At 56.9% G+C, this 12,774-nt stretch carries 11 protein-coding genes and 1 tRNA gene; 5 read left to right on the top strand and 7 right to left on the bottom strand.

The annotated features are described in order from the left end of the window. The first annotated feature begins 708 nt into the window (after positions 1-708). A complete protein-coding gene (locus tag ACIK7D_RS16640; protein WP_400156845.1) occupies positions 709-1,701 on the top strand; it encodes a hypothetical protein in 993 nt (330 codons plus the stop codon). Positions 1,702-1,879: 178 nt separating this feature from the next. Beyond that, the gene (locus tag ACIK7D_RS16635) at positions 1,880-2,176 is read left to right on the top strand and encodes a hypothetical protein (RefSeq protein ID WP_400156844.1); all 297 of its coding nucleotides are present in this window, start codon (positions 1,880-1,882) and stop codon (positions 2,174-2,176) included. Positions 2,177-2,215: 39 nt separating this feature from the next. Here ACIK7D_RS16635 and ACIK7D_RS16630 read toward each other — a convergent pair whose 3' ends face one another. Beyond that, the gene (locus tag ACIK7D_RS16630; protein ID WP_400156843.1) at positions 2,216-2,797 is read right to left on the bottom strand and encodes a recombinase family protein; all 582 of its coding nucleotides are present in this window, start codon (positions 2,795-2,797) and stop codon (positions 2,216-2,218) included. A 207-nt stretch (positions 2,798-3,004) separates the two neighbouring features. Here ACIK7D_RS16630 and ACIK7D_RS16625 point away from each other — a divergent pair, with 207 nt between their 5' ends. After that, on the top strand, positions 3,005-3,397 hold the full coding sequence (locus tag ACIK7D_RS16625; RefSeq protein WP_400156842.1) for a hypothetical protein: 393 nt from the start codon (positions 3,005-3,007) through the stop codon (positions 3,395-3,397). A gap of 22 nt (positions 3,398-3,419) precedes the next feature. Here ACIK7D_RS16625 and ACIK7D_RS16620 read toward each other — a convergent pair whose 3' ends face one another. The 6 genes from ACIK7D_RS16620 to ACIK7D_RS16595 all read right to left on the bottom strand — a co-directional run bounded on the left by ACIK7D_RS16620 (position 3,420) and on the right by ACIK7D_RS16595 (position 11,370). After that, positions 3,420-3,911: a hypothetical protein gene (locus ACIK7D_RS16620; RefSeq protein WP_400156841.1), complete on the bottom strand. Its 492-nt coding sequence runs from the start codon at positions 3,909-3,911 to the stop codon at positions 3,420-3,422. Between the two features lie 154 nt (positions 3,912-4,065). Beyond that, positions 4,066-4,833: a DUF429 domain-containing protein gene (locus ACIK7D_RS16615; protein WP_400156840.1), complete on the bottom strand. Its 768-nt coding sequence runs from the start codon at positions 4,831-4,833 to the stop codon at positions 4,066-4,068. Positions 4,834-4,870: 37 nt separating this feature from the next. After that, the gene (locus tag ACIK7D_RS16610) at positions 4,871-5,614 is read right to left on the bottom strand and encodes a M48 family metallopeptidase (protein WP_400156839.1); all 744 of its coding nucleotides are present in this window, start codon (positions 5,612-5,614) and stop codon (positions 4,871-4,873) included. A gap of 1 nt (position 5,615) precedes the next feature. After that, positions 5,616-8,630 (bottom strand): type I restriction endonuclease subunit R, encoded by a 3,015-nt coding sequence (locus ACIK7D_RS16605; RefSeq protein WP_400156838.1) that lies wholly within the window; start codon positions 8,628-8,630, stop codon positions 5,616-5,618. A gap of 6 nt (positions 8,631-8,636) precedes the next feature. After that, positions 8,637-9,890, bottom strand: a complete 1,254-nt coding sequence (locus ACIK7D_RS16600; protein WP_400156837.1) for a restriction endonuclease subunit S — start codon at positions 9,888-9,890, stop codon at positions 8,637-8,639. Further along, the gene (locus ACIK7D_RS16595) at positions 9,880-11,370 is read right to left on the bottom strand and encodes an N-6 DNA methylase (protein WP_400156836.1); all 1,491 of its coding nucleotides are present in this window, start codon (positions 11,368-11,370) and stop codon (positions 9,880-9,882) included. Before ACIK7D_RS16595 ends, ACIK7D_RS16600 begins: the two co-directional genes overlap by 11 nt. Positions 11,371-11,498: 128 nt before the next feature. Between ACIK7D_RS16595 and ACIK7D_RS16590 the strand changes: the two genes are divergently transcribed. Both ACIK7D_RS16590 and ACIK7D_RS16585 read left to right on the top strand, forming a co-directional pair. After that, positions 11,499-12,449, top strand: coding sequence for a DUF5655 domain-containing protein (locus ACIK7D_RS16590; protein ID WP_400156835.1), 951 nt, complete (start codon positions 11,499-11,501; stop codon positions 12,447-12,449). Between the two features lie 144 nt (positions 12,450-12,593). Continuing rightward, positions 12,594-12,683 (top strand) — tRNA-Ser (locus ACIK7D_RS16585). Positions 12,684-12,774 lie beyond the last annotated feature (91 nt).

Genomic DNA, 12,774 nt, shown 5'->3' with positions numbered 1-12,774 from the left:
ACGCGCTTGAGTTGCATCTCGCGCCTTCCTCTTCGTTTCCTATCAGCCAAGCAGCCTTTACTGCCAAACCTTGGAACCGCCGAACTGGTGAGCCAGCTAGTAGACGCTGCCGATCCCTTGGGTGCCAGTGGAGAAAACATATCCGCTAGCGCGACAGGACACATGCGTAGATCAATCTATATCCGTGTGCCAGTGTATGGGGATTAACGTGATCTGCGAATAGGAGCTGACAGCTGTCGAACGCTCCCATGCGCCAAAACTCTCCGTGGACGATCCAGAGCGGGGCGTCCGCCTCTCGTTCACGTCCACCCGGTGCCGTTGAACCTCCTCTGCCAGGGCTGTGGAGATGGTCAATCATGATCCAGTTCGATCGTGGACATCGAAGTCCTAGAAGAAATTAAGCTGCACGATGGGGATGCATTCCGTAGTGGCGACGTTCCGGTGACCTATCCTCCCATGCCGCAAATCGACAGGGAAGCTCACAGGCGAGCTCCATCTTCCTGGCCTTGAATTTCATCACCCTGATCAATGGAAGCCGCACACGCGAAACCTCGAGTCAAAGCGCCTAAGTCGAGGCTCAAAAGTTTTTTTGGCGATCGTATGCGCTCGCATCGGCATCTCGCTATAACTGTAAGTGAGCAAGCGCTTGCCCATCATCGAAGAACAATAGCCGGACGACTTCTGTCGCCCGAAGGAGAACCTGTGCCAATGGATAAAGCAAAGCTTGATAAGCGGATTCAAGATGTCGTTCGCATGCGGACTGTCCTCCACCCCAGGGACTGGAAGGACGAGAGCCAGCTGATGATGAGGCGTTGGTTTGACTACCGCTTCATGTCCCCGGTGGAGGCGACGATGATCTTCGGACAGCACTACGTTGCTGGGCTCCGGCGTTATGTAAGGCGCAACTTTGATGTCGGGCTTGCTGAAAAGGTATCGGTCATCAAGGGAGCAATCCCCGCTGCCCGCGCACCCTGGTATACCGAACTTTGGCGCGCACGCGCACGGACGGACGAGATGTTTGTCCCTTACGATTTGTTGGTCGACTTCAGCTTTGACTTTGCGTCGCGTCGCAAGCGTTACTGGACCATGAGGCCGGGCCAGCTTCATGCCTCGAAGAAGAATGGAGAGGCATGGCGGGCATTGTTCGATGAGCACGTTGAAGATGCGCTCCCGCTTCGCATGAAGAGCGTTGCAGAGATCCCGCACTACCGCGCAGAGAACTACATTGGTTTGCCGCCGCAGGAGCATTTTCGTGAGCTCATGCTTTCAGAGATGCGGGATGAGCACAGGCCGCTGGTTGATCAGATCGCAGACCGCGTGTTCATTAAGCGTCACCTGCCCCTGGAGCAGGCTCTGGCCCTTGCGCCTCCGAACGCCGATCTCGCAGAACTTACGCGCCGTGCGAAGACCGCAGCCGACGATCGTGCCTGGGAGGTCAGGCCGGTCGTCAAGCTTGATCAGGCAGATCTACTCCCCAGCTGTTTCGGAATCGCCGAGACCATCGATGTCAATCGTGCGCCGTGCGACCTGTGCCCGCTAATAGCTAGATGTAGCGCCGCATCTGCTGAGGCCATCGATATCACCGTCGAGATCACCGGGTCCGCATCCCCTGTTCTGGACGCAGACCGGAAGCGGATCTCTATAAACGTCGCGAACCATCGTAGGAAGGCAGGTGCCGCTCCGGTCACGTCTTGCCACTGAACGCCGAGCCGGGATGTAATCATTCCCTATAATACCTCCTGCTTTCAAAGAGTATGTAAATATAGGGAACGATTACGAGGTGATATCCTTCCGGCAAGTCGTTTCAGCCATCAGCTGCGAAATAGAGAGCGTTCCGGGAGAGCGCGGTCGCAGCCTTTTGCTATTTAAGGAAATCAAAATGAACTTTACTGATATACGCCGGTTCTTTCGAAACCGCGTCAATTACTACGCCTACATCCGTGACAGCTACTGCGTTGGTGTTCACGACGGCTGCCGCTTGACTCTACGCCAGCTGTGCGAATGCCTCGCTTTTGATCCGGAACCTTTCCCTCTCGAATACGAGCCTGAATTTCGCAGGCTCTGCGGCAAGCTCTACCCCATGTGGCGTGATAAGCGTCGCACCTATGGCGACGTGGTTGCCGTGCTAAACCAGAAGCTTGCAGAAGAGGAGGGACACATGGCTCCCGTCGCATGACGGAAAATGCATGCTGTGTCGACGAACGCCGTGCCACATTCAAGCTGATTCAAATTGACGAGGTTGCTGTTCTCGCAACAGCCGCCCAAGGGTGCGCGGGTGAATTCGGTATTCACCCGCAACATCGGCAACCGAGCGATGATCAATATCGATTGCCGCCCTAGCAGCGATGAGTTGTTCTGCTGTCATCGCTGGTCTCCGGCCAATTCGGCTGCCGCGAGCCCGAGCCGCAGCCATGCCTGCACGCGTTCGCTCGCTGATCAGCGACCGCTCAAATTCAGCCATCGACGCGAGGACGTGCAGCAGCAGTCGGCCTCCTGAGGTGCTGGTATCTAAGCTTTCGCTTAGCGATCGGAACTCGACGCCGCGCTCGTTGAGATCCCGGACGAGCTTGAGTAGCTCGAACAGAGAGCGACCGAGGCGATCCAGTCGCCAGACGGTCAATGTGTCACCATTTCGCAGGACCCGCAGCACTTTATTCAGTCCGGGTCGCGAAAAATTCGCGCCGGAGAAACCCTCGTCGGTCAATACTCTGACGCAACCAGCCGCATTCAGTGCCTTGAGTTGAAGGTCCATGTTTTGCTCGGTCGTGCTGACGCGAGCGTATCCGAAATTGCGCATATCGATTCCGTTCTGATCCTGCAACCAGGGTGGGTATTCACCATAGAATACCCGCCAAGCCATTGATTTAAAGGAACCTTTTTGTGCGGCATGGGGTTTTTGTTAACAGCGCTCGCGACGCTAAGGGAAATCAACACCTTAGCGCGACGTGCCGGAACGCTGGTTCGTTATGACGGAACCCTTCCCTTTTGTGCGGTGCCTTTATGAATGGTATTGCCAATGAAAATGAAGTCACAGCCCATCGTGATCGCTGTCGTCAGTTCGTTACTCTCGTGCCCTGCGGGGGCTGCAGATGAACTGAGCGCCATAGTCAATGTGTTGGCGACAACGGCGGCGCGGATCAGGGCGATTTCAGACAGCTGCAAGATCGCAGTTGATCCAATGCTTGAGGGCCAGGTCATCGAAACATTGATGGATGTGCCAGGGTTGAAGATAAGCGGCGTGATCTCTCATTTTCAGCAGCGTAGGCAGTCAGAAGCTAGCATTCGTGGCTCAAAATGCTATCCGGAAGATGCGGATGCTCTGAACACGTTGAACAGCATCTACAAGAGCGAAGCAGCCGACCTTAAAGCTGTCGTAGCTAAGAAAATTGCGGAATAGCGTTGTGCGTGGCAGTGGCCGCTTACACTGAGGCGTTCGCCGTCAACCATTTCTGCAAGGCAGTGATCAGGTCCGGCTGCAGCCTGTCTCCACGATGAAGGGCTCGACCCAGCGACGCGTTGAGCTTCGGGTAGCCCATCTCCGCCATGACGTCGCCCGGCTGCAAATGACGCTTGGCAATAACCTCGCTTATGCGAAGAACGGCTGCCGGGCTCAGTCTGCGATCTACGGCAACAGTGAATGGGAGGCCGGGGGTTGGAGATGGTGCTAGTGATAAACTGACGCCGGTGCGGGTCAGCCAGAGCAAAAAATCGCCTTGTTCTGAGGACGATGCCTTCACCCACGCATTCTTCATTTCTTGCAGGCGCGTTCTCGGCTTTTTCAGCCCTGCAGCTATTGCAGCCTCAGTGATCGTCTCGTGCTTCCCGGCCCTTAGATCAGCATAAACCAGCGGGGACTCATTTTTCAATCGCTCTTCGTAATAGGCGCTGTCGCGTTTCTGCTTCTTCGGCATTGTGAACTAGGTCCGGAATCAATCGACGCAACTGGTAGTCGCGACACTGCAAAAACGCCAGAGAGACTCACCGGCGCACGCCTCATGCTTTGCACTGCGATACAACGCATTGCTGCACTAAGCCAGCCAGCAAGCTCCCCTGAGTCAAAAAGCGCTACGCCAGAGCCAACATGTTCTTCTTGAGGGCTTCCCGCGCCCATCCGGCCCATTGATCCTGGGGTGACAGCCAGAACCAGCCGCCTATATTATCGCCCACGACCTCAGCTTTGCCGCTCGCAGCACACGCCGCAGTGAGCAAGCAGATCCACGCGGCCCGCTTTTCGTGGTCGCGCTCGTCAAGAACTGCGGTTATCAGCTCAGCATTCTTCCATTCAATGCTTAGGAAGAGGTCCGCGAGGACACCACTATCGACGGCATGATCATACAGCCAATCGAATTTCTTGCGTTTACCTGCCTTTGGCGAGGCAAACCGTGCCTCTGGCAACAGAACCCCCAGAAAGGCGTTTGGAAATGCTTCGATGATGAAGGTGTCCTGACGGATCGCGTTCGATACGCCTGTGTTATGCTCAGCCAGATGGAGCACCTGATTTGCCGTCTCAGCGGCAGCCCTTCGCAAATCTTTCCCATAACCATGATTGCTTAGGCCCGGCTTACATCGCGTCTGGAATGTGCCTCGAATGAACAGGCGTTCGCACAATCGGTCCAAGCTATCATCGGAACCGACAGGGACTAGCGGCCCGTCGATGGCTATCACAGAGAACCTCGTAGACGCTGGAATGTGCTGCCTACGACGTTCCCAATCCGAGTGCGTCCTGGCTGCTCCAAACTCGCCGTTGTTGCTCCAGGCGATGCCAGTGGTCGCCCTTGATTTTGAAAAGCCCACATCGATGCCGAGGAGCGCTGTCTCGTTGAGATTGATCATATGGCACATTCCCCAAGATCCCCAAAAAACAGTCTGATTATCTCACCGCCTCCACTTTCTCCCATCCCAGCATGTGCTCGTTCTTGTCGAGCCAGGCCTTGCGCTCCTGCCAGTCCGGCAGCACGCGCCCTACGAGGTCCCAGAACTCCGGCTCGTGGTTGCGGTGCTTAAGATGGCACATCTCGTGGACTACCGCATATTCGAGCACCGGCTTCGGCGCGAAGATCAGGTGCCAGTTGAGGTTGATCTGCCGGTCCTGGCCGCAGCTGCCCCACATGTGTTTCTGGTCCTTGATTTGGACTCCGCGCGGTTTCATCCCATGCCGCTCGCCATGCCGGCGGACGAAGTCGCGGGCGTCGTCGCGCACTCGGCGCTTCAGCCAGAGCCGGAGCGCGCTCTCGATGATGGTGTCGGATGACTCAGGCGACAGGTCTGCGGGCTTGCGGATCTGAAAGCCGTTGCGATAGCTTACCTCGACAAGGGAGCCATCGAAGGGCTCGATGGTGAGCCTCGCCATCCGACCACGATAGGGTATCTTGGCGCCGGTCACAAACTGGTAGACGCGCGTCTGCGCCCGGGCGCGTTCTGCCATATGCTGCACGGTCTCAATGATCCAGGCGCGCCGGCGGTCCAGCACGGCGATGATCTGCTCGTCGGTGGCAGCCTCCGGGACCAAGAGCTCGAAGGATTTCGGCGTGACGCTGAGGCTTGCCTTGCGGGCCCTGGGTGATCGCCGCAGCGTGTATTCAATCTCCTGGCTGCCGATGCGATAGACGGCCATGTCACTGCCCCGCGAAATGCTTGAGCGCGTAGGCCTCCACCTCTTCCGGGATTTCCCTGAGCTGCGTCAGACCGGCGAGATGCGCCATGGATCTCACCTGCTGGCGCAGGCTCTTGCGCAGACCGTCTTTCTGCCACCAGCCTGATGGAGCGGTCACGGGGTCGGAGTAAAGTTTCTCCAACCGGATTGCCAGATCCTCGCCCTGCGGTCCGGAGGTGAAGCCGTTCAAAATCTGCAGGATGCCATATGCGCCAGGTGACAGACCCGCCTCGACATGAGCTGCATCCTCAGCAGTGATATCCTTCGCCAGCTCTTCGGCTGCTTTCAGCTTCTCCGACCAACTCAGCTGCGCACTTTCCAGCTTTTCCAGGAGTTGACGTAGGCGTTCTGAGAATTTGCCATACTGATGCGGACTATCGTCGATCCGCTCCGTGACGGTCTTGCGCAGCTCCGTCGTTTTGCGGATCGCGGCAGTCATCAGGTCTTCCTCAGTCTTGCCCGCTGGATCGAAATCCTCCCAGAACTCCGGATCGGTGATGTGGCGCAGCTTGACGGTGACGCTCAGACCCGTCGCCTCCAGATGCTTCTCCAGCATCTCGCGGATCTTTTCGCTGTAATTCATCTGGTCGAAGGCCTGGCGCTTTTCGAAGTGCTGGGTGCCGTAGAGCAGGAAGTTTGCGACCCACTTTAGGTCTGCGGCGAACTCCAGAACGCTCGGGTCCGGGCTCAGCGTTTCATAGAGCGCGATGAAGCTGCGGGCTTTGGCCTTGAAGTCGAACCACTTGTCCTCGGTGCCCAGCAGCTTCACGAAGGCATCATATTCCGCCTTGAGCGCGTCCTTGTCGCTCGCCTTGCGTTTCACCGGCTTCATCAGCGCGGCGACGGCAGAGTGGGCTGCCCGCAGTTGGTTGCGCAGGTCGTCCAGGTCGCGCATGGCGTTCTTCACGTCATCGGCGCGGTAGGAAGAGAGCGCCTCCTCAAGGTGACCGGAAACGCCGATGTAATCGACGATGAGCCCGTTACGTTTCCGGGCGTCAGAGACGCGGTTGGTGCGGGCGATCGCCTGCAGCAACCCGTGCTCCTTCAGCGGTTTGTCGAGATACATCACGCTTTCGATCGGGCAGTCGAAGCCGGTTAACAGTTTATCGCAGACGATCAGAAACTGGGGGTTGTCGCCCTTACGGCCAAAAGCCTTCTTCGCCAGCTTTTCCGCCTCGGCATCCAGATAATACGCCTTCAGCTTGGTGCGGATCGCCTGCTTGTGGGCATCCTCGCTCGGCTTGCTGTCCTCCTGGTTGATCGAATAGACGCAGGCCGACATGGCATCGGCGCGCGTCAGCGCCTCGGCAGGCTCCAGGCCCTCGGCCTTCAGATCCTCAACAATGACCTTGGTCAGCGCCTGCTTGTAGAGGATCACCGCCTCGCGATCGATGGCGACGATCTGCGCCTTGAACCCGTCCGGCTGCGCATATTGCTTGAAATGCGTCCAGATATCATAGGCGATCAGTTCGATGCGGCGCGGATGCTTGACCAGATCCTCGATTTGGACGCCGCGCTTCTTGATCTCGTTGAGCTTGTCATCGTCCAGCTCGGCAAACCAGGTGTCGAACAGGATGTCGATCTTCGCCTCGTCGATATGCCAGTCGGTCTTGCGGCCGGTATAATAGATCGGCACGGTCGCGCCATCGGCCACGGCGTCGTCGATGCCGTATTTGTCGAGATAGCCTTCTCCCGGCACACCAAAATTCTCATAAGTGTTCTTATCATCCTTCCTCACCGGTGTGCCGGTAAAGCCGAAGAAGAGCGCGTTCGGCAGCGTTGCGCGCAGATAGGCGCCGAGATCCTTTTCCTGGGTGCGGTGCGCCTCGTCCACCATCACGATCCAGTTTTCGGAATTGGCAATCGCCTCCTTAGAGCCTTGAAACTTGAAGATGGTGGAAAGCGCCGTGTGACCGTCCTTGCCGCTGCGGATCAGCGCATGCAGATCCTTAATGCTCTCGATCGGCGTCGGGTTCGGCAAGCCGCAGGCGACAAAGGTGCCGCTGATCTGGCTGTGCAGATCCACCCGGTCGGTCAGCACCAGAATGTTGGGGTTGGTGAGCCGTTCGGACTGGATTGTCCGGTGCGTCTTCAGCTTCAGCGCGGCAAACACCATGGTCAGCGACTTGCCGCTGCCCTGGGTGTGCCAGATCAGCCCTTGGCGGTGCTTGCCCTCGATCACGCGCTCGACGATGCGGTTGACGGCGCGGAACTGCTGGTAGCGGCAGATTTTCTTGATCGTGCCGGTCTCGGTCTTTTCCAACACCACGTAATGCGCGATCACGTCCAGCAGACGGCTGGGCTCCAGCAGGCACCAGAGACCCTTGGCGAGCGTATCGGGAAAATCAGCCTCCCGTTTCGGCCATGGGTCGCGCCATTCTGCGTAATATTTGGAGCCGGAGCCGGTCGCGCCATAGAGCACTAGGGCGCCGTCGGTGACGATGTTGAAGATATTGGAGAAGAACAGGCGCGGAATGTCCTGCTCATATTGCTTGATCTGCTCAAAGGCCTCGCCGGTCTTGTCCTTGACGTTGAGCGGGCTCTTGGCCTCGATCACGACCAGCGGAATGCCGTTGACATAGACCACCACATCGGGCTTGCGCGTATGCTCCGCCTTCACCCGCAGCTGATGCGTCACGGAGACCTGGTTGTTGCCGGGCGTAAAGAAGTCGATCACCCGCAGCGTCTGCCGGGTCTCCTGGCCGGTCACCTTGCGAGCATAATCGCCGCGCAGCACCTTCAGCCAGGCCTCGTTATCGCTGATCGCCGCAAGTTCCCCATAGGTGGCCTCGGCAGACGCGCGGTCGATCCCGTTGATGCGCATCAGCGCCTCGACCAGATGCGGGCGAAACAGAACCTGGTTCTCGCCATCGCGAAGAGCTGAGTGCTCGACCGGCGCAATAAAGCCGTAGCCCATGGCCTTGAGATGTTCGATCGTGGGGCGCTCGGTAAAATGCCATTCGGGGCCGTGGCTCATGGGCGCTTACTCCGCTGCCATGAGCAGGGTGTCGGTCACACGCTTGCGACCGGTGAGGACGTCGGACATCAGAGCGGATTTGAGTTCCTCCAGATTTTGCAGTTTCGCTTGCTCGACCTGAAGTTCACGTTGAAACGATTGCCATATCTGAAGGATCTGGCGCTGTTCTTCTAAGCCGGGGACAGGGAATACCAGCTTCCTCAAAATGCCTGAGTTAATCGCGCTCATAATGCCGCCTTGGGCAGACGTAGTAAATTTACTGACGATCCATGGCGCGAAATTCATTTGCCAGCAGGCCAGGTCAGGAATGTATCGCTCATGGTCCAGGCTCATCGCCCAGATATGCTTCGATGAAACAGCCTCGCCAATATCTGGCGGGACGACGCAACAGCGCCCTACGGTTCCCATAATCGTGATCACGACATCATTCGGGTTCACGGCAAAGCGCCGTAGTTGCCGAAACTTGTCTTCTGAAAGGAAGCGCTTGTAGTTGCGAATGAACTGCTCAACTTGAATGTTGTCGATCCCGAGGAAGGGAATGCCAGTTTCCACAAGCTCTTCGCTTTTCAGCGCACTCCCGAAGGGACCGCTGCGCATCGGGTTGGGAATGTCAGCAAGAAGCTCTTCAAGCGTGGCAAGGTCCCACCCCTCCGGGATCTCTCCGATCTCCGTCTGCTTGAAGCGGGTGTGGCCGATGCCTTTGGTAAGCAGGCGTTCCAGCACGCCCTGCTTGACCTTTCTGGTCTGCTCGATCACCGCCCGCGTTGCCGCAATGACCTCATCGACGCTGGACAGGACTTCGGCGATGCGGCGTTGTTCATGGAGTGGGGGCACGCCGACATGATGCGTTTTAAGCACTCCCTTTTTGATGTGCTTCATGGTGCTGCCATGCGATTGGTCGGCTAGGCGTTCGACTTCGTTCTGGAGGACGTAAAGTAGCCAATCTGGCTGAACAGACTCTGCTGGGACGACTTTAAATATGTGCTGATTCAATACTGCTGCCCCCCTTGTCCATTTCTGGATTGAGAGCGTCGCTGACCATGAGAAAAGAATATCTCCATTTCGAACCAAGTGACCATCATCGATGTCTTCGCCCTCATAGAAGTTGAAGGCAGCATCTGAATTGGTCATGTTCGCAATACGAATGATGGGTAGACCGCTGCTCACCCAATCCTCAGGCTTAAATGCGCGCCCATTAATATAGTTGGCCAAATCCGTCAGCGGGTTCAGCTTCCACCCCTCCGGCACTTCATGCGACATAGCCAAGCTCCCGCAGAAAGCCCATCATCCGGGCTTCCGCCGCATCCCTTTCGACCTGAAGTTCGACCAACTTTTCCACTTCCGCAGCAACATCAACCTCTTCAGCCTCTTCACCCAGATGCACATAGCGGCTGATGTTGAGGTTGAAGTCATTCGCCTCGATTTCGCTTGATGGCACCACCCGCGCCAGCCGCTCGGCATCGGCAAAGTCGACATAGGCTTTCGCCAGCGTGGCGACATTGCCCTCCGACAGATGGTTCTGCGCCTTGCCTTCGACGAAATGCTCGGCGCCGTTGACGATCAGGATCTGGCCCTTGCGCGCTGCCGGCTTCTGCTTGCGCAGGATCAGGACGCAGGCCGGAATGCCGGCGCCATAGAAGAGGTTTGGTGCAAGGCCGATGACGGCCTCGATCAGATCGTCCGTGATCAGTCCCTCACGGATCTTGCCCTCGGCACCGCCGCGAAACAGCACGCCATGCGGCAGCACCACACCGCAGACGCCATCCTCCTTAAGGCTCGCCACCATATGCTGCACGAAGGCGAGGTCACCATAGGACTTTGGCGGGCAGCCATAGCGGTCGCGGCCATAGGCGTCCCCCTTCGACCAGACATCACGGCCCCAGCTTTTCAGCGAAAAGGGCGGGTTGGCCAACACCCGGTCAAAGGTGCGGATGGCCTTCACGCTGTCGCCCGTCAGATGTTTTGGCTCCAGCAGCGTATCGCCACGCGCCACTTGCGCATCATCGATATCGTGCAGGAACAGGTTCATCTGGCAGATGGCCCAGGTGTTGAGGTTACGCTCCTGGCCGAAAAGCGAAAGGCTTTTCGGGTTCTTGCCCTGACGCTCCAGATGATGCACGGCCTCCAAGAGCATGCCGCCCGAGCCGCAGGTCGGGTCATAGATCGACATGCCTTCTTCCGGCTTCAGGCACTCAACGATCAGCCGCACGACCATCTTCGGCGTGTAGAACTCGCCACCCTTCTTACCGGCATCATCGGCAAACTGGGCGATCAGATATTCATAGGCCTGGCCCAGCACATCCGGCTCGACATCGGAATTGCGCAGGCGATAGGTCTCGAAATGCTGCAGCAGCTTTTCCAGCATGGCATCCGGAAAGCGCTCCTTGTTGTTGAAATCGACATCCTGGAAGACGCCGCGCAGCTTCATGTTCGCGTCTTCAATGGCGCGGAAGGCTGCGTTCAGATGGGTGCCGATGTCGGTCGTGTGCTTGCGCACATGTTTCCAGAAATGGCCCCTGGGAATATCGAAGCGGTGCTCATCTGGATCGGCCGCCAGATCGGCATCATGGTAGCGCGCCAGTCGTTCCTCATACTCCTCCTCCCAGACATCCGAGAGGCGCTTGAAGAACAGAAGACCGAAAATGTAGTGCTTGTAGTCGCCGGAATCGATCGATCCCCGCAAGATATCCGCCGCCCTCCAGAGATGGTTTTCCAGCTGCGAAAGGCTCAAAGTCGTCACGTTACATATTCCCCGTCATGCTCAGCGCTCACAATATCAAATCGGAGCCGCGTGGCAATTTATCTGGACAACGGCGTTAAGGCGAATAGAACTTTGTGTGCAATTTCTGATCCTTATCGGAGTAAATTTTGAGCGATATCAAGCTGTTTCATTTCAATGGTGGCCAAGTGACGGAGCTTGCCGGTGCTGCCGTCCAGGTCGAGAAATCGCTCCAGAAGTTATTCGAGGCAAACCTGGAAGCTCTCCTTGGAATTCGATTTCTCGCCAGCGAACATTCAACTGGTGCAGTCCACGGCGGCAGGATTGATACGCTCGGTGTGGATGAAGACAATTCACCCGTCATCATCGAATATAAGCGTTCGGTCAATGAGAATGTCATCAATCAAGGGCTCTTCTACCTCGATTGGTTGCTCGATCATCGCAAGGAGTTTCAATGGCTGGTGATGGAGCGCCTGGGGCCGGAGGTAGCCAAAGCCGTAGATTGGACCTCGCCGCGTCTGCTTTGTATTGCCGGCGATTTTACGCGATATGACGAGCACGCAGTCAAGCAGATTGCACGAAACATCGAGCTTATTCGTTACCGTAAGTTTGGTGATGACCTGTTGATGATCGAGCTTGTGCATGCGCCCAAGTCCGCACGGTTGAGCGTGACAAAGGCATCGGCTGAGCCGCAAGTTGCGGATCACACGACGGAGGTAGGACAGCCCAACGATCCCTATCTCAGCAACCGGATGAGCTATCGCCTGTCCCAGTCATCGTCAGAGCTTCGCGACATCTACGATGCAGTATACCAATTCCTTGTGGGGCTCGGTGATGACGTCCAGGTCAAGGAGCTCAAGCTCTACACAGCATTTAAGCGATTAAAGAATTTCGTGTGCATGGAAATCTATCCGCAAGCTCGGACTGTAATGCTTTTTCTCAAATTAAATCCTGCGGAGCTGGATCTCGAAGAAGGCTTTACGCGTGATTTTCGAAATATAGGCCATTACGGCAGCGGCGACCTGCAGGTGATACTGAGATCAATGGCAGATTTCGAGAAAGCGCAGACTCTCCTAAGGCAGGCTTACGAGGCAGGATGAGAGGGCGCGCATTGCTGCCCATTTGCGCAACGTGCCAATCAAATGATAGAGAACTGATTACCGGCACGAACCGGCCACTCTCATGTATGTCAGCCCGGCCATTGATGTTTAAGAGGAGCGCGCAACGCAAGCGTTCGCGCATGCGGAGAGGTGGCAGAGTGGTCGAATGCACCGCACTCGAAATGCGGCATACCTGCAAGGGTATCGTGGGTTCGAATCCCACCCTCTCCGCCATAATTTTCGTTCAGAAGATTTTCCACTCAGAAGCTTAGTCTGCCCGTTATTTTCACTTGGCCGCGCCGGGTCAATCCTTGGCACGAGGCAC

Origin of the sequence: Agrobacterium sp. P15N1-A, assembly GCF_044626815.1 — a bacterium.
GTDB lineage: Bacteria > Pseudomonadota > Alphaproteobacteria > Rhizobiales > Rhizobiaceae > Agrobacterium > Agrobacterium leguminum.
This window is presented reverse-complemented; position numbering and strand designations above follow the sequence as displayed.